Source organism: Streptomyces sp. NBC_01506 (assembly GCF_045040295.1).
Lineage (GTDB): Bacteria > Actinomycetota > Actinomycetes > Streptomycetales > Streptomycetaceae > Streptomyces.
The window spans coordinates 8,287,461-8,305,336 of the sequence record NZ_CP109422.1 but is presented as its reverse complement, the minus strand read 5'-3'; the positions used below and the strand labels follow the sequence as shown (position 1 = coordinate 8,305,336).

The following is a 17,876-nucleotide window of genomic DNA, read 5'->3' as shown; positions in this document are numbered from 1 at the left end:
GAACAGGCGTTGACTTGATAACACTCTTGGTTTTACATGGCGTTCACTGGCTGGACAGGAAGGGCCGCCCATGCATGACCGAAGGAAGTCCGGAGAGGCGCGCATAGCCCATTTCCTCGACTCCCGGCTGCGCCCCGCGCTGTACACCGGGCGGCTTCCCATGGAGGTCGGGGCCTGGCACATCCCGGGCGAGCCCGTGCCGGTCGACGTGGCGCTGCGCGCCGGATACACGCCGTTCGTCGTCGGCGAGATGTGGGGCGGCGGCCCCTGGTCCACCAGTTGGTTCCGGCTCGGCGCCGACATCCCGGAGCGCTGGGCCGGCCGCCGGGTCGAGGCGGTGATCGACCTCGGTGGCGAGGGGGCGGCGGGGCTGGTGCACGACGAGCACGGCACACCGCTGAAGGGTCTGCACCCGCGCGAGGCGGCCGTGACCGTCGCGACGGCCGCGCGTGGCGGCGAGTCCGTACGCCTGCTTGTCGAAGCCGCGGCCAATCCGCCGATCGACGCGGTCACCGGCGCCGGGGCGCGTTTCGGCGACCCGGTCACCGCCGGCGACGAACCACTCCACCAATTGCTCCGCGCGGACCTCGCCGTACGCGACGAGAATATCTGGCAGCTCATTCATGACATCGATGTTCTGAACAGCCTCGGCCACGCTCTGCCCGCCGAACTGCCGCGCCGCCACGAGATTCTGCGGGCGCTGGAGCGGGCCGTCGACGCGGTCGACCCCCGTGACATCCCGGGAACGGCCGCCGGAGCGCGGGACATCCTCGCGCCGGTCCTGGCCCGCCGGGCGTACGAGTCCGCGCACACCGTCGCGGCCGTCGGGTACGCGCGCTCCGGAGCCGCCCAACTGCGGCCGATGCGCGAGAGCGTGCGCGCGAGCGCCCGCGCCTTCAGCAGCATGGCCGCGCTCGCCGAGGAGTACCCGGAGCTGGTGTTCGCCGCCTCGTCGGCGCAGCGGCACGCCTGGATGAAGGACCAGCATCCGCATGTCTTCGAGCGGATACGCAAGGCCGTCGCACAGGGCAACTGGGTCCCGGTGGGCGGCATGTGGGTGGAGCCGGACGCGATCCTGCCCGGCGGGGAGTCGCTGGCGCGGCAGCTCACGCACGGCCGGCGCTTCTACCGGGACGAGCTGGGCCTGGACTCGGACGGCGTCTGGCTGCCCGGCGCCGGCGGTATGAGCGCCGCCGTTCCGCAGCTCGCGTCGCTGGCCGGGGCGCGCTGGCTGCTCGGCCACACGCTCGCCGAGCACGACACCAACTCCCTTCCGCACCACACGTTCTGGTGGGAGGGCGCCGACGGCAGCCGGATCTTCACGCACTGCCCGCCCGCCGATCCGCATCACGCGACGCTCACGGGGCCCGAGTTGGCCGAGGCGGTCGCGGCGTACGCGGAGAAGGGCGGCGGGACGCGCTCGCTGATGCCGTTCGGCGAGGGCCTGGGCGACGGGGCCGGGGACCACGAAGGAGACGGCCCCACCCGCGAGATGCTGGAACGCGCCCGCAGGCTGGCCGATCTGGAAGGCTCACCGCGCGTCGAGATCCAGCACCCCGCGCACTTCTTCCGCGACGCGCTCGTGGAGTACCCGCACGCGCCGGTGTGGCGTGGTGAGTTGTACGCGCAGACGCACCACGGCTCGTACACCAGTCAGGCCCGTACCAAGCGCGGCAACCGGCGCGGCGAATCCCTGCTGCGCGAGGCCGAGTTGTGGTCGGCGACGGCGGCCGTACGGGACGCGGTGCCCTACCCGTACGACGAACTGGACGCCTTGTGGAAGCGCGTCCTGCTGCACCAGAGCCGTGACATCCTGCCGGGCGGTGCCATCGCCTGGGTGCACGAGGAGGCCGAGCAGGCGTACCGCGAGATCCATCGCCGACTGGAGAGTCTGATCCGGCGGGCGGCGGGCGGGCCGGACGGGGACACGGTCCTCAACGCCGGGCCGCGCGCCCGCCGCGAGGTCGTCGTACTCGACCGGGACCGGCTCACCGGGCCGGGCGCGGTGGAGGCGGGCCAGCCGCTGTCCGGCGGGCGGCTCGCCGTGCTGGCCGAGGCCCCCGCGCTCGGCCGGGGCCCGGCCGGGCTGCCGCTCGGCGACACGGCGCCGGTGACCGTCACCGCCGCCGGCCCCGGACGGGGCGGCGGGCATCTGCTGGACAACGGGCTGCTGCGGATCCATGTCGACTCGGCGGGGCTCGTACGCTCCGCGCTCGACCTGACGGCGGACCGCGAGGCCGTCGCGCCCGGCCGCGCGGGCAATCTGCTGCAACTGCACCGGGACGACCCGGCGCGCCGGAGCGCGACGAGCCTCGACGCGCGGCGTGGCGCCGTACGCGACCTCGACACCGCGGCGTCGGTCGAAGTGACCGACAGCGGACCGCTGTTGGGGCGCATACGGGTGGAGCGCGGCACCGGCAGATCCACGATCACGCAGCGGCTGACCCTGACGGCCGGCAGCCGCGTGCTGACGATCGACACCGACGTCGACTGGCGCGAACAGGACACGCTCCTCAAGGCCGCCTGGCCGCTGGACGTACACGCGCAGAACAGCCGCGGCGAGATCCAGTACGGCCATGTCGAGCGTCCCACGCACGACAACACCAGTTGGGACGCGGCCCGTTACGAGCAGTGGGCGCACCGCTGGATCCATGTCGGCGAGCACAACTGGGGTGTGGCGCTGGCGTCCGACGCGACGTACGGCTACGACGTGTCGCGCCACACCCGCGCCGACGCGGGCACCACCACGCTCGTACGCCTGTCGCTGCTGCGTGCCGCGCACAGCCCCGACCCGCACGCCGACCGCGGGCCGCAGCACTTCCGGCACACGCTGCGCCCCGGCGCGGATGTCGCCGACGCGATCTTTGAGGGTTACGCGCTCAACCTGCCGCTGCGGCCTGGCCCTGCTGCCGGGCGGGCGGAGCCGCTGGTGACCGTGGACGGTCCGGACGTGGTGGTCGAGGCCGTGAAGCTCGCCGACGACCGGTCGGGCGACGTCGTCGTGAGGCTGTACGAATCGCGCGGCGGCCGGGCCCGTACGACACTGACCGCCGGCTTCCCCGTCACCGCCGTACAGGAGACGGACCTCCTGGAGGACCCGCTCTCGGTCCGCGCGTACACCGGCCGGTCGGTGGCGCTGACGCTGCGGCCCTTCCAGATCCTGACCCTGCGGCTGGTGCGCGGCGAGAGCCCGAAGGCAGGCGCGGGTGTCTGACACCCGGCCGGCCGAGGGCACGCCCGCGCCACCGGCACCGTCCGACCGCGCGCTCTCCCCCGAACTGCGCGCCGTCCTGCGCCGCTGGGCCGACGAGGGCGGTCCGCTCGCCACCCGCGCCGGTGTCGTCCTGCTGGCGGCCGAGGGGCTGCGCGACGCGGAGATCTCACGCCGGCTCGGGGTGTCACGGCAGACCGTGGGCAGTTGGCGCCAGCGCTGGACGAGCGCGGGCATCGACGGTCTCGGGCACCGGCCGCGTACCGGCAGACCCGCCACGGTGGACGAGGCCGAGGTCGTCACGCGTACGCTGCTCGCCCCCGGCGGCAGCGGCGCGTCGCGGGCGGTGGCACGGGAGTTGGGCCTCTCGCACGCCACGGTGGCCTCCATCCGGCGCCGCTGGCGGCTGATCCCCGACGAGCCGGTGGCCCCCCGCGTACCGACCCGGCCGCCGCTGCCGGACGCCGACGTCTGGGTGATGGGCCTGTACGTGGACGCGCACCGCGCGGTCCTGCTGGCCGGCACCCGTCTGATCCCGAGCACCCCGGCCACGGCAGGCACGGTGATCGGCACGGACGTCCTGACGGGCCTCGACCGCGCGCTGGACGCGGCCCTGACGTCAGCACCCCGCCGGGTCGCCGGCGCTGGGCGGGCTGCGCCCGCGGGCGACGGCGCGGGCGCGGGAAGCGATTCCCCCGGGGGCGCGCCCCACGAGGCGGTGTCCGCGGCCCAGGACCCGGGCCCGACGCACGGCGTCGGCACGGACGGCGCGCCCGACACGGAAGCGGCACAGGCCCCGGCGAAGGGCTCCGGCGCCGGAGCCGGCGGCGATTCCCCTCCCGGCCCCCGCCTGGAGCCGCCTCGCCGCACGGCCGCGCGCACGGCGCACGACGACAGCACGGACCACGCCCGCGAGACCGGCCCTCCGCCCGGAACTGATCGCGGCCACGCCGCCGATGTCGGCGCCAAGGCCGCCGCCGGGACTCTTACGGCGCACGACGGCGGGGCGGCCACCACACCCGACAGCTACAACCCGGCCGAGCCCGCCCGCGATGCCGGGCACCCGCCCGGAGCGCCCGCCGCACGGACGGCCGCTGGGGCCACCACAGCCACCGATCCCGGCACCGCCGCGCGCGGCGGTGCCGGGGCAGCGGTCAGAAGCGACCCGGCGCACGGCGCCGATACCGGCAGGAGCACGGGGCACCCCCCGGCCACAACCCCCGGCGACGCACGCCCCGCCACCACGCCCGACGCACACGCCGGGCACGGCCCGCCGGCGGGCGCGCGGCGCGGGGCCGACGCCAGCGGTCCCCCGCGGGGCAGCGGCGACGCGACGCGCGGCCCTGCGGACACCCGCGGCGGCATCGACAGCGCGGCCGAGAGCCGTCGCGCCCTCGCCGGGTATCTCGCGCAGGCGAGCCGGCGGCATCCGGATCTCGCGTTGCACGCGATCACCCTGTGGGACGACGTGCCCGGCGGCGACCTGGGCCCGGCCGGGACGAGCGGTGCGGTGACGTGTCATCAGATTCCGGCGCGGTCCACCTGGCGCACGTTCCTGCGGGCCATGATCGCTCTCGACAGCACCAGTCATCCGGAGTCCTCGCGGCGCGTCTATCTCGACCTGGCCGCCGAACTCGAGCGGTACGCGGCCGGCCGCGCCGACGACCCGTACCGCACCGTGCGCTGGCTGCGCGAGAACGTCGCGGGCCATCTGGGGACGGGGACCGAGCAGGCGACGGACAACTCCGGGCGCGGACAGACCTGGAGCGGCGTCAACCAGATCGACCTGGGGTCGTTCAACGAGTGCGTGGTCATCGAGACCGTACGGCTCTCCGGCACCATCACGCGCGGCGAGATCGCCCATCGCACCGGTCTCACCCAGCAGTCGGTCTCCCGCATCGCCCGCTCGCTGCTCGACCGGGGCATCCTGATCGAGGACGCGCAACTGCGCGCGACGTCGGGCAAGCCGCGTACTCCCGTACGGCTGCGCGGGGCCGCCGCGCACGCGCTGGGGATCCATATCGATCCCGAACTGCTCACGGCGGTCGTGATCGACCTCGACGGGGCGATCGTGTGCACCCGCACCCGGTCGGTCAGCGCGGACACGGACCCGGCGGAGTTCGTGGAGCGGGTGGCGGCGCTGGGCCGCGAGACGCTGGCCGAGGCGGGCGGCGCCGTACGGCCCGAGGGGTTCCTCGGGATCGGGGTCGCGGTGCCGGGACCGGTGGACATCGCGTCCGGGACCGTACTGGGACCGCCCCTGATGTCGGCCTGGGGCGATCTGCCGCTGCTGTATCTCCTCAAGGATCACTTCCCGTGCCCGGTCATCATGGAGAAGGACTCCACGGCCGCGGCGGCGGGCGAGCGCTGGATCGGCCGCGACCGGCGGGCCAGGGACTTCGCGTATCTCTACCTCGGTACGGGAGTCGGCACCGGTCTCTATCTGAACGGTGACATCTACCGGGGCGTCAGCTCGAACGCGGGCGAGTTCGGCCAGCTCTGCGCGATCGCGCTCGGTCGGGTGGACAAGGACGGCCGTCCGGAGATCCTGCCCGAGTGCAATCCGCCGGTGTCCGTGCCCGATCTGGCGGCGCGCGGCGGGCTGCGTCCGGCGGCCACGACGAGCGGGAGCACCGCCGCGTATCTGGCGGTGGGCCGCGCGGCGGCGGCCGGCGACCGGGCGGCGACGGCGGCCGTACGCGAGGTGGCCCGAGCGGTGGGGCGGGGCGCGCTGGGGCTGATCGATCTGCTGGACATCGATCTGATCGTGCTCGGCGGGCCCTTCTTCACGGACGACGTCGCCGACTTCTATCTGGCCGAGATCGCCCGTACGGTCAACGAGTTCCCGACCGCCCGGCGGTTGCGCCGGGTCGAGGTGGAGCCGTCGGTGCTGAGCGCGGGGGCCGCCGCCGTCGGGGCCGCGTCCACGATCTTCCACGCGACGTTCACACCGAGGCTGCGGGGGCGCGAGACACGCGCGCGGCACCTGCCCGCAGGCTGACCGCGACCACGACCACGACCACGCCGGACACGACCACGACCACGACCGCGCCGGACACGACCGTGCGGGCCGCCGGGACCTTCGGTCCTCCCGGCGGCCCGCACGGAGCCCCGCTACCTCGGCGGCGTCGGCCGCGTCGCGGTCAGCGCGAGCTGCTTCTTGAGCATCCGGCCGCCGTCACCGGTGAGCCGCAGATAGTAGTCCGACGAGCAGGCCGTGCCGTCCTCGTCGAGCGCCCAGATGCCGGAGCCCGAGGGGACCATCGAGCCGTTCTCCGCCGTCTTGGCGATCTGGTTGCCCTCGTTGTACTCGTCGAACATGGAGATGTAGATCCCCGCGACGTCGAGCCGGCACATGTTGTAGAACTGCCGCCACATGAAGTCGCCGTGCGCGCGGTGCCGGGACTGGAGGTCTCCCGGCATCACACACGGCTGGTAGTCGATTCCCCTGGCGTCGCACTCGGCCTTGTCGGGGGTGTTGACGTCCCGGTAGAACTGGTCGGCCTGCGCGACGGTGCCCATCCGCCCGACCATCCAGGGCGAGATCATGTTGAACGAGCGGTAGACGTCGCCGAAGCCCGGCCTGGAGTCGCTGACGCCGTTGCGCCAGTGCGTCGGCACGCCGCCGATGACGTAACAGCCCTGCCCCTTGAACCAGTTGATGACGTCCAGGCACTCCGGGGGCGCGAACGGACGCTTGTCGTCGGCGAAGCCGAAGCCCCAGATACAGACGACGGGCTTGCCGTTCTGCTTCGCGTACGCGCCCGACGACGTGTACGCCTTCATCTTGTTCGTCCAGTCCTGCTTGATCTCCGACTGCATGGTCCGCCAGTCGGTGACGTCGTACATGATGTAGAACTTCCGGCCGTTCGCCTCGGCCGACCGGCGCACCTTGACCGCCATCGCGTCCCGGACCGGACCTTCGCCGCCCACGGGGTTGAACCGCTGGAGCGCGGCGGTGTCGCAGTTGTTCTCACGCATCCAGCGGAAGTGGGTGTCGACGGTCTGCTGGTCGTGCGAGGAGAACAGCGAAGCCTGCTGGCCGTTGTTCAGATTCGGATACGCCGTGGGGAATGAACGGGTGTACTCCCGCATATCCGGCCACGACTTGATGGTGTTGTTGCTGATCGACGGCGGCTGGCTGCTGTCCTGGCTCCAGTGCCACCATCTGTCGATGGGGGAACCGTCGCCCTTGCAGGCGAACCAGCCCTGATACCCGACGCTGATTTTGCCGACCACGTCGCCGGGGGGACTCGCGGCGGGTGCCGCTTGCGCCCTGCTTCCCGGCGCGGGCGCGGCCCCCGCCTGCTGGCTGCCGAGGACTCCACCGGCCGCTGCTGTGCCGGCGGCCAACGCCGATGCGATGACGGCGCGTCTTGAAATACTCATGGAGTATTTCCTCCCACTAGAAATCTGCCTGAAATACGCGGATCCACGGGGGTGGGGGGAATTAAAGGCGGCGGCAGCCCGCCCGCCTCCGTGGCGCACCATCGCAAAGTAACCGCTTTCGGAGGACCAACACAAGGTCCGCGCCAAGGCTTTGTCCAGACCAATTGAGAAAGCTTGTCAGCCTATTTTCTTTACGTTTTCCGTTTCCAGTGGAATGCGAAAAGCACGTGGTTCGGCGCCCCCCGGTCGCGGACCGTGTCCCCCCCGGTGCGCTCCCCCCGTGTCTCTCTGCGCTCGCGTGCGCCTCGAACGGTGAGGGCATTCCACCGTTGACACCGTTTGTGTGGACATCGTTGGAGCAAGGCGAGGGGAGGTGCGCGGTGCACGGACCGGCGACGGCCGGCTGGCTGGTCGTGGCGCTGTGCGTGGCGGCCGGGACCTACTGTCTGCTCCGGTTGCGCGGCGCCGCGGGAGCCGGGCGCCGCACGGCCGGCGGCGAGGCCCTGATGGCGTTCGGGATGGCGGCCATGGCCGTACCGGCCACGGCGGTCACGCCACCGCGCTGGGTCTGGCTGCTGTACGCGGCGGTGTTCGGCGCCGCCGCGCTGCGCGCGCTGGGACCGGCCCGCGGTACGTCGCACCATCTGCACCATCTCGTGGGGATACTCGCCATGCTCTACATGGCGGTGTCGATGGCCCTGCTGCCGGGCGGCACGCACGGCGGGCACAGCGCGAGCGCGGGCGGTACGCCGCTGGCCACGGGCGTGCTGCTGATCTACTACGCGGGATACGTGCTGTGGACGGGTGCGCGACTGCTCCCGTTGCAGACCGTGACCGCGCCCGAGGGCGGGGCCCCGGTGGGGGCGGGTGCCGCCGACCGCGCCGTTGGCGGCGTGGCCGGCGGCACCCCGGGAGACGTCCGGGTGGCCGGGGCGGTGCCGGGGGTGGTGGCGGACACGGCGACCGGCGGCTGCGCGGACCGGCCGGAGCTGGCGCTGGCCTGCCGGCTGTCCATGGGCATCGCGATGCTGTCGATGCTGCTGACGCTCTGACGCGCGGCACACGCGGCACACGCGGCACACACGACCGTCCCGGGCGGATACGACGCCTGCCGATCACCGTGTCCTGCGTCACTTGCCGCCCGCGGCCGACCCCGTGAGCGCCACCGCCCTCATAGACTGGCGAGCATGATGGTCTCCCTCGTGCTGCTGACGCTCGGTGCGCTGGCCGCCATGGTCGCCCCGCGACTGCTGGCCCGCGCCGAATGGCCCGAGCGCGAGCCCGTGGTGGCCCTGTGGGTCTGGCAGTGCGTGGTGGCCGCCGTGCTGCTGTGCTTCGCGCTCGCCATGACGTTCAGCGCGGCGGCGGCCTGGCTGGCCGTACGGGGCCATGTCTTCGCCCCGGCCCCGAGCGGGGTCGTGGAGGCGTACGCGCTCGGCGCGCACCGTCCCTGGTCGGCGGCGCTGGCCCTGCTCCTGGCGGCGGGCGGGGTGTGGACGGGCGCGATGCTGACGCGCGAGATCCACCGGGCGCACCTACGCCGTAAGCAGCGCCGCGGTGAACTGCTCGTCCGCTCACCGCTGTTGCCCGGCGAGGAGTCCGGCGGCGGCCCGCTGGTCGTGCTGGAGGGCGAGCGTCCGGGCGCCTGGTGGCTGCCGGGCGCCGCGCCCCAACTCGTCATCACCACAGCGGCCCTGCGGCGGCTCAAGGGCCGTCAGCTCGACGCCGTACTGGCCCATGAGCAGGGTCACGCCCGCGCGCGGCACGACTGGCTGCTGCACTGCTCGTCGGCGCTCGCCATCGGTTTCCCGCAGGTGCCGGTCTTCGCCGCGTTCCAGGCCGAGATGCACCGTCTGGTCGAGCTGGCCGCCGACGATGTCGCCTCGCGCCGTTTCGGCCGGCTGACGATCGCGCTCGCACTGGTCGAACTGAACGAGGACCGTGGGGTGTTCGGCCCCTGCCCGGCCCCCGGTGCCGAGTTGCCGCGCCGGGTGGACCGGCTGCTGACACCGCTTCCCCGGCTGACGGCGGGCCGCCGGCTGCGGCTGACGGCCGCGGCGGCGCTGGTGCCCGTCGTTCCGCTCGTGGTGGCGTTCATCCCCGCCCTACGCGTGCTGGGATAGCTTTGCGGGGCCCTTCGTCGTCGCGGGCCCTTCGTCGTTAAGGATCACCCCATGCACTCCACCGCGGTCCCCCCGTCGCCACGGTCGGCCCGGCCGGCCCCGTCCGCTCCGCGGGGAGCCGTGACGCCGGCCCGTGCCGGGGTGGTGCTGGGTGTCGCCGCGCTGATTCTGCTGGCGCTCGTCGCCGCCGAATGGAGTCCGCTGCTCTCCCTGGACCGGACCGTCTCCGTGGATCTGCACCGGTGGGCGGTGGACGAGCCGGGGCTCACCCACGCGAACCGCGTTCTGACGGACTGGGTGTGGGACCCCTGGACGATGCGTCTGCTGACCGCCGTCGCCTTCGTCGTGCTCCTGTTCCGCGGCGCGCGTCTGCTCGCCGTCTGGGTCGCCCTGACGAGTCTGGTGGGCGCCCTGGTGTCGCAGGGGCTGAAGTCCGCGGTCGGGCGCCCGCGCCCCAGTTGGCCGGACCCGGTCGACTCGGCGAACTACGCCTCGTTCCCCTCGGGCCACGCGATGACCGCCACGGTCACCATCGGGGTTCTGCTGTGGCTGCTGCGGCGGTACGGCGTGCGCGGCCCGCTGTGGGGCGTGGCGCTGGTGGTGGGGGTCGTGTCGGTCATCGGCGTCGGGTTCACGCGGGTCTGGCTGGGAGTGCACTGGAGTTCGGACGTGGTGGGCGGCTGGCTGTTCGGGGCGTGTCTGGTGGCCCTGTCGATCGCCACGTACGAAGGACGGGCCTTGTCCCGGTGGCGGTGACCCGACGAGGATCGGGGCCATGAAGATCAAGGGTGTGCTTTTCGACTTCTCAGGGACTCTGTTCCGTATCGAATCGGCCGGTTCCTGGCTCAGGGCCGTACTCGACGAGTTGAGCGTTCCCGTACCGCCCGACGAGGTGCGGCGCTACGCGGTCCGACTGGCCGTCGCGGGCGCACTGCCCGGCGGTCCTTCGCCGCAGCAGTTGCCGCCGGACCTGGCCGGACTGTGGGCCACGCGCGACGAGAGCGCCGAGCGTCACCGGGCCGCGTACACCGGCCTCGCCCGGCAGGTCACGCTCCCCGATCCCCGGCTGTACGACGCGCTCTACGAGCGGCACCGGACGCCGGACGCCTGGCGGCCGTACGCCGACAGCGCGGATGTGCTCGGCACCCTGAAGCGCGAGGGCATCGGTGTGGGCGTGATCAGCAACATCGGCTGGGATCTGCGGCCGGTCTTCCGCGCGCACGGCCTGGACGATTTCGTGGACGCCTATGTGCTGTCGTACGAACACGGCGTCCAGAAACCGGACGTACGCCTCTTCGGCGCGGCCTGCGAGGCCATCGGACAGGATCCGCGCGATGTGCTGATGGTCGGGGACGACCGGAAGGCGGACGGCGGCGCGGCCCAACTGGGCTGCGCCGTGCACTTCGTGGACCATCTGCCGGTGGAGGAACGCCCGGCGGGTCTGCGCCCGGTGCTCGCCCTCACCCGTTGAGGGAACCCCGGGGCTCGCCCTGCGGCTGTTGACCTCAAGCGTGGTTGACGTTGTTGCCTCGTAGGCGACAGCGAAGGCCGCCACCGAAGGGGACGACAGGGATGACCGACATCGGGATCTATCTGGGTACCGAAGACATCGCGCGGAGCGCGCGCGACGCCGAGCGTCTGGGCTTCGAATCGGTCTGGGTCTGGGACCACCTCTCCGGGCGGTATCCGATGCTCGCCCCGGAGGTGGTTCTCGCGACGGCGGCGGCCGTCACGGAGCGGGTGCGCGTCGGCTACGGGGTGCTGCTCGCCGCCGTACGCCCGCTCCCGCTGCTGGCGAAGCAGATCGCCTCGCTCCAGTACGTCTCGCGGGAGCGGCTGCTGGTGGGGATCGGGGACGGGCGCGGCGCGTGGGAGCGCTGGCACGGCGGCGTGCGTGACGCGCCGGTGTGGGACGCGCTGGGCGTACGGCGCGCGGCGGCCGATGCCCGTACCGAGGACGCACTGCGGTTGCTGCCGCGCCTGGTGGCGGGCGAACCGACCCGGATCGCGGCGGCGGGGGCGCGGGAGTCGGCAGGGGTCGAGATCACGCTCGCGCCCGCCGTGTCCGCTCCCCCGCTGTATGTCGCCGGCGGCCCGGAGGAGGATGTGCTGCGGCGGGCGGTCGCGTTCGGCGCGGGGTGGTTCCCGGCCGTCATCTCGCCGGCCCAACTCGCCGACGGGGTACGGAGACTGAGGCGGTACGCCGACGAGGCCGGCCGTCCCGTCCCACCGGTCACCGTGGCCGTGCCGGTCCAACTGGACGTCCCCGCCAGGGAGGTGGCCGGCGCCAGGGACGCACTGGTGCGGATGGTGGTGGAGGCGTACGGGGTCGACCCCGAGCACGCGGCGGGCGTCGGGATCGTGGGTACGCCCGAACAGGCGGCGGAGCGGCTTGCCGCGTTCGTCGCGGCGGGCGCCGACCGGATCGTACTGAGCGGGGGCTCGGCGAAGGACTGGCGTACCGGTCATGAGCTGCTGGCGCGGACGGCCGGGCTGCTGAACTCCTGAGCCGTCGGGGATCACGGGGTCGAAGAGACGCCCGGCCGGGGCCCGGCCGGGCGTCGGGCGTGTGTCCGAACGGCTTCACGCGCGGGGCCGGTCGGCGGTCGATACGCGGATGCCGGTAGGGATGGCCGAAGTTCGCCACTTGACCGGACCATGCCAGCCCTCCACGATATGCGCGACCACCCGGCCGCAGCACGCCATGTGTCGCGGCCGACCCCCCACAACTCCCCACCACAGGAGACACCATGCGACTTCGCGTACGCGAGGCCAGATGGAAGGCCGCCACCCTCGCGGCCATGCTGGCGCTCGCCGTGGCCGTTCCCTTCACGGCCGAGGCCGCGCCCCCGGACCCGAAGGCCACACCCGAGGCCCCCGCCGCCGCCGAGGAGCGGATCCGGCAGTACGAGATACCCGGCGTGGCCGACATCGCGAGCCGTACCGCCCTCGCCGCCACCGGCGTGTCGGTGGACGAGGCGGACGCGGGCTCGACGGTCGTCAGCGCCACCGACAGCCAGGCGGAGCGGCTGCGCGCGCAGGGCTACCGGCTCGACGTGCTGCCCGCGCCGCCCGCCAGGACGAACGGCAAGGCTGTCCAGCCGTTCGACTTCCCCTCGGCCGACGCGCGCTACCACAACTACGCCGAGATGAACGCCGAGATCGACCAGCGGATCGCCGCCCGTCCGAACCTCATCAGCAAACGCGTCATCGGCAAGAGCTACGAGGGCCGGGACATCGTCGCGGTCAAGATCAGCGACAACGTGACGGCGGACGAGAACGAGCCCGAAGTTCTCTTCACCCACCACCAGCACGCCCGCGAACACCTCACCGTCGAGATGGCGTTGTATCTGATCCGCGAACTGGGTGACTCCTACGGCACCGACTCACGGGTCACCAACGCCGTGAACAACCGCGAGATCTGGATCGTCCCGGACGTCAACCCGGACGGCGGCGAGTACGACATCGCCACCGGCACCTACCGGAGCTGGCGCCTGAACCGCCAGCCCAACTCCGGCTCCACGAGGGTCGGTACGGACCTCAACCGCAACTGGAACTTCCAGTGGGGCTGCTGCGGCGGCTCGTCCGGCACCCCCGGCGCCGAGACGTACCGCGGCGCGCGCGCCGAGTCCGCGCCCGAGGTCAAGGTGGTCGCGGACTTCGCGCGCAGCCGCGTCGTCGGCGGCAAGCAGCAGCTCAAGGCGGCCATCGACTTCCACACGTACAGCGAGCTGGTGCTGTGGCCGTACGGCTACACCACCGCCGACACCGCTCCCGGTCTGACGCTGGACGACCGGAACGCCTTCGCGGCGGTCGGCGGGAAGATGGCCGCGAGCAACGGCTACACCGCGGAGCAGGCGAGCGACCTCTACATCACGGACGGGTCGATCGACGACTGGCTGTGGGGGAATCAGAAGATCTTCGCGTACACCTTCGAGATGTACCCGGGCAGCGCCGGCGGGGGCGGTTTCTATCCGCCCGACGAGGTGATAGAGCGCGAGACGAGCCGCAACCGGGACGCGGTGCTCCAACTGCTGGAGAACGCGGACTGTATGTACCGGTCCATCGGCAAGGAGTCGCAGTACTGCGCGGCCTGAGACAGCGGCTCACGGGCGGCTGACGAAGGAACGCGGTCTGTCCTGGGCGATCCCCCGCGTCGCCCAAGACAGACCGCTTCCACCCTCGCAGACGAGATCACCCGGCCAGGGCCAGGCCCGACGGGCGGTCCGCGAAGACGTGCTGAATATACTGGCTGGGAGCCAGTCAACGCAGGAGTCCAGCATGTCCCCGCGCAGCGCATCGGTCAATGAAGAATTGCGTCGGCGTTCCCGCGAACGGCTTCTCCAGGCCACGGTGGAGCTGGTCGAGGAGCGCGGTTTCGACGGGACGACGCTGGCCGACATCGCCGACCGGGCGGGAGCGGCGCGCGGACTCATCTCGTACTACTTCGCCGGGAAGCGCCCGATGTTCCAGTCGGCCGTGCACCGGCTGATGCACCGCACCCTGGCGGCGGCCCTGGAGCGCGAGCCCCGTACCGACGACGGCCGGGTGCTGCTGGCGCGCGCCATCGACGCCGTACTGGGTCTCACGGTCGACCATCCGGTGGTGATGCGCGCCCATATGGCGGGCATTCTCCAGGCCGAGGGCTTCGTCCAGTGCCCCGAGCAGCAGCGGCTCGCGGAGCTGCTGCGCGAGACGATGGTGCGCTACGGGTCGGCGGACGTGGACCACGACTATCCGCTGCTGCGCGCGCTGATGATGGGCGCGGTGTTCGCGATTCTGCTGCCGGGAGCGGCGATGGAGCTGACCAGCCTGCGCGGTGAGCTGTTCCACCGTTACGGACTGGACCTGGCGTACGCGGCTCCGCCGGGCGGGGAGCCCGCCCGGCGGAACATCTCATGACCGCGCGGATCCGGCCGGCCGCGACGGCGGCCGGCCGTGCCCGTCAGTCGCGGTCGTCGAAGTAGTCAGGCTGCGTCTGGACGTTGAGCTCGTCCATCTTCACCTTCTTCGCCGCGTCGGTCCGGCGGTCGTCGAGCTTGATGACGTCCAGACCCTTGGCGATGTCGTTCGAGTAGATGTAGCCGTTGTAGTAGTACGCCGACCACGGGCCGGCCGTCGTGACCTGGTCGAGGGTGACCGGGCCGCGCTCGAAGTAGCCGATCTCCTTGGGCTTCGAGGAGTTGGTGAAGTCCCAGACCGAGATGCCGCCCTGGTACCAGGCCTGGACCATGATGTCCTTGCCCTTGACCGGGATCAGCGATCCGTTGTGTGCCACGCACACCTCGGCGTCCGCCTGCGGACGGTCGATCTTGAAGTAGCTCTTGAACTCCAGCTTCCGCTTGTCGCCCTTGCCGAGGATGTCGTAGATGCCGTCGGCGCCGCGCTTCGGGCCGATCTCCTCGTTGCAGGTGGCCGCACCGCCGCCGCCCAGCTCGTCGGTGAAGACGACCTTGTTGGCGGCCTGGTTGAAGGTGGCCGAGTGCCAGAAGGCGAAGTTGACGTTGTCCTGGACGCGGTCGATGATCCTCGGCTCCTCCGGGTCCTCGATGTCGAACAGGATGCCGTCACCCATGCAGGCGCCGGCGGCCAGGTCCTTCGAGGGGAGCACCGTGATGTCGTGGCAGCCGGTGGTGGCGGAGACGCCCGGGTTGGTGGGCGCGCCGGGGTTGCCGCCGTCCGGGAAGAGGACCGGGAATTCGACGATCTTCGACTTCTCGGGCGCCTTGCGGGGCACCTTGATGATGCTGATGCCGTCGTGCGGCGGCTGGCAGTCCGGGAACGTGGTGCTGGGCGAGTACGAGGACACGTACACGTACACGTCCTTCTTCTCCGGCACCAGCGTGTGCGTGTGCGAACCGCACGCGGTCTCGACAGCGGCGACGTACTCGGGGTTGCGCTTGTCGCTGATGTCGAAGATCTTCATGCCCTCCCAGGACGACTTCTCCGTCGCCGGCTGCGAGACGCTGGAGCAGGAGTTGTCACTGCGTGAGGCGTCCGTCGACAGGAAGAGCAGGTCGCCCGAGACGGAGATGTCGTTCTGCCCGCCGGGGCACAGGACCTGCGCGACGGTCTTGGGCTGCGACGGCTTGCTGATGTCGAAGATCCGGAAGCCGTCGTAGTTCCCGGAGAAGGCGTACTTCCCCTGGAAGGCGATGTCCGAGTTGGTCCCCTTCAGGTGCTCCTTGGGGACGTTGGCGACATGGGTCATGTTGTCGCTGTGGATGATCTCGTCCACACCGGGTATGTCGTTGTTCTCGATGGCCTTCTTGGCCTCGGCCTGCTGGCTCGTCGAGGTCTCTTCCTTGGCCGGCGTGTCACCGGGGTCGGGTGTCGCGGCAGCCGGGCCGGCTGCCAGCAGCGTGGCGAAGAGACCGGCCGCGGCTGCTGCCACGCCCAGACGTCTGCGCCGCACGCGGGTGGTAAGCAACGAAGTCACTGCGTCCTCCCTTGTATCCGTTCCCAGTTGAACGGCTTACGGACCTCGGCAGTATCGTCCTTCACATGTACATCTCAACAGATGGCAACCGAGATGTAATGAAAGTTTTTGATCACTCGCGTCCGCAAGCGTGTTAGGAAAGTGCCTAACAACGTGCCCGATACACGTCAAGTACCACAGGAGGCCACCGTGTTGATCCGGACCAGGAGTGCGCGTGTCCTCCGGCCTGTCGTGGCCGCCGCGGCCATGGCCGCTCTACTCGCCCTGGGCGCCTGCGAGTCGGGCGACGACGACGCGAAGAGTGAGACCAAGAGCGGCACCACGAGCGGGGCGACGGGGCAGGTGGTCGCCCCGGGCAAGCCCGGTGAGAAGTCCAGGACGCTCTCCCCGGAGGAGGCGGCCAAGGAGATCCCGGACAACACTCCCAACTCCTCGGACTACGGCTACGCGACGATGATGATCGAGCATCACAGCCAGGCGCTGGTGATGACCGAACTCGCCCCGGACCGCGCCGGATCCAGCCAGGTGAAGCGGCTCGCCGAGCGCATCAACGCGTCGCAGAAGCCGGAGATCGGCGCCATGGAGGGCTGGCTGAAGCTCAACGGCGGCGAGGAGAAGGCGAAGAAGGAAGGCGGCCACGACGGCCACGGCGCGATGCAGATGCCGGGCATGGCCACCGAGGCCCAGTTGGCGAAGTTGCGCGCCGCGAAGGGCAAGGCGTTCGACGACCTCTTCATCAGCCTCATGATCACGCACCATCAGGGCGCGGTGACGATGGCGACCGAGGCTCTGTCGGGCGGCAACAACGTCCAACTCGAGGAAATGGCCAGCGATGTGATCGCGCAGCAGACGTCCGAGATCAACCGGATGCGCTCGCTGTAACGCGCTTCGGGCGCGTCGGGCCTGTCGAGAACCGCTGACGCGCCGTACGAGGCGTCAGCGGCGGCGGTGACGTGGCGTCAGATAACCGTCGTCGCGGGCGCTCGCGATGAGGCTGAGCGATTTGCGGCGCCCGTACCCCGTCGCGCACATCACCGCGAGGACCGGATCCTGGCCCAACTGCTGTGCCCTGCGGTACGTCGCCGCCACACCGCGCCGGTCCGCGCTGCCGGACGACTCGGGGTCGTCGGCGCGGTGCCGGCCGGCGGGCGCGGGCTCCTCCGGCACAAGATCCGCGTCGGTGTCCGCGGGGCCGCCCTCGTACTCGTAACCCTCGTCCTCCTCCGTCACCGCGACGCCGACGCCCTCCGCGCCGCCCGCCATGCCCGTGCCGCCGCAGTCGTCGTCCGTGAGCGGGTCGATCTCCACGTGGTGCTGTCCCGCCACCACCCGGCGGGCGTACGCGAGCGGGGCCTCGATCCAGGCACCCAGCTCGGTCAGATCGGTCAGCGGCAGGGGCGGGTCGGCCTGCGCGTCCTCGACGGCGATCACGCCGTCCCGCAGAACCGCGAGCACGTCGACACGGGCCCCGTCGGCGAAGGTCAGCCGGATGTCGACCCAGGGCGGCACCAACTCGTCGCGCGGCAGCTCGCAGCGGCCACCCGGCGGCGTATCGCAGTTGACGGTGCCGTATCCCTGCACCTCCCAGCGGGGCCAGACAGGTGTCGTGGGCTCAGCGGCGGAAGTCATCTCAAGTTCTGACACATTCACCACTTAATCAGGCAATTCTCCCTTGTCGCCGTGGCACACCCGCCTCGGCGCGCATGGCACTCGG

General features: G+C 71.7%; 13 protein-coding genes. 10 read left to right on the top strand and 3 right to left on the bottom strand.

The genetic code is table 11. The features are described from left to right. Positions 1–70 precede the first annotated feature (70 nt). Positions 71–3,214, top strand: coding sequence for an alpha-mannosidase (locus tag OG329_RS37295; protein ID WP_405801166.1), 3,144 nt, complete (start codon positions 71–73; stop codon positions 3,212–3,214). Then, the gene (locus tag OG329_RS37290) at positions 3,207–6,212 is read left to right on the top strand and encodes an ROK family protein (RefSeq protein ID WP_405801165.1); all 3,006 of its coding nucleotides are present in this window, start codon (positions 3,207–3,209) and stop codon (positions 6,210–6,212) included. Before OG329_RS37295 ends, OG329_RS37290 begins: the two co-directional genes overlap by 8 nt. A 113-nt stretch (positions 6,213–6,325) precedes the next feature. Here the strand turns inward: OG329_RS37290 and OG329_RS37285 are convergent, their stop codons facing one another. Further along, positions 6,326–7,600 carry a glycoside hydrolase family 71/99-like protein gene (locus tag OG329_RS37285; RefSeq protein WP_405801164.1) on the bottom strand — a complete coding sequence of 425 codons (1,275 nt, stop codon included), beginning with the start codon at positions 7,598–7,600 and terminating at the stop codon, positions 6,326–6,328. Positions 7,601–7,980: 380 nt separating this feature from the next. On the opposite strand from OG329_RS37285, the gene OG329_RS37280 reads away from it, so the two are divergent. From OG329_RS37280 to OG329_RS37250, 7 genes are all read left to right on the top strand, one after another. Then, the gene (locus OG329_RS37280) at positions 7,981–8,652 is read left to right on the top strand and encodes a DUF5134 domain-containing protein (RefSeq protein WP_405801163.1); all 672 of its coding nucleotides are present in this window, start codon (positions 7,981–7,983) and stop codon (positions 8,650–8,652) included. Between the two features lie 135 nt (positions 8,653–8,787). Continuing rightward, positions 8,788–9,723 carry a M56 family metallopeptidase gene (locus tag OG329_RS37275; RefSeq protein ID WP_405801161.1) on the top strand — a complete coding sequence of 312 codons (936 nt, stop codon included), beginning with the start codon at positions 8,788–8,790 and terminating at the stop codon, positions 9,721–9,723. A 51-nt stretch (positions 9,724–9,774) separates the two neighbouring features. Then, positions 9,775–10,479 (top strand): phosphatase PAP2 family protein, encoded by a 705-nt coding sequence (locus OG329_RS37270; protein WP_405801160.1) that lies wholly within the window; start codon positions 9,775–9,777, stop codon positions 10,477–10,479. Positions 10,480–10,498: 19 nt separating this feature from the next. Further along, positions 10,499–11,194, top strand: coding sequence for an HAD family hydrolase (locus OG329_RS37265; protein ID WP_405801159.1), 696 nt, complete (start codon positions 10,499–10,501; stop codon positions 11,192–11,194). A gap of 101 nt (positions 11,195–11,295) precedes the next feature. After that, positions 11,296–12,231 (top strand): LLM class flavin-dependent oxidoreductase, encoded by a 936-nt coding sequence (locus OG329_RS37260; RefSeq protein WP_405801158.1) that lies wholly within the window; start codon positions 11,296–11,298, stop codon positions 12,229–12,231. Between the two features lie 242 nt (positions 12,232–12,473). Continuing rightward, positions 12,474–13,820, top strand: a complete 1,347-nt coding sequence (locus tag OG329_RS37255) for a M14 family metallopeptidase (RefSeq protein WP_405801157.1) — start codon at positions 12,474–12,476, stop codon at positions 13,818–13,820. Positions 13,821–14,004: 184 nt separating this feature from the next. Then, the gene (locus OG329_RS37250) at positions 14,005–14,625 is read left to right on the top strand and encodes a TetR/AcrR family transcriptional regulator (protein WP_405801156.1); all 621 of its coding nucleotides are present in this window, start codon (positions 14,005–14,007) and stop codon (positions 14,623–14,625) included. A 43-nt stretch (positions 14,626–14,668) separates the two neighbouring features. Here the strand turns inward: OG329_RS37250 and OG329_RS37245 are convergent, their stop codons facing one another. After that, the gene (locus tag OG329_RS37245) at positions 14,669–16,162 is read right to left on the bottom strand and encodes an LVIVD repeat-containing protein (RefSeq protein WP_405801155.1); all 1,494 of its coding nucleotides are present in this window, start codon (positions 16,160–16,162) and stop codon (positions 14,669–14,671) included. A 246-nt stretch (positions 16,163–16,408) separates the two neighbouring features. Here OG329_RS37245 and OG329_RS37240 point away from each other — a divergent pair, with 246 nt between their 5' ends. Next, positions 16,409–17,044, top strand: coding sequence for a DUF305 domain-containing protein (locus tag OG329_RS37240; RefSeq protein ID WP_405801154.1), 636 nt, complete (start codon positions 16,409–16,411; stop codon positions 17,042–17,044). Between the two features lie 54 nt (positions 17,045–17,098). On the opposite strand, the gene OG329_RS37235 is transcribed toward OG329_RS37240, so the two are convergent. Then, positions 17,099–17,791, bottom strand: a complete 693-nt coding sequence (locus OG329_RS37235; RefSeq protein WP_405801152.1) for a DUF6214 family protein — start codon at positions 17,789–17,791, stop codon at positions 17,099–17,101. Positions 17,792–17,876 lie beyond the last annotated feature (85 nt).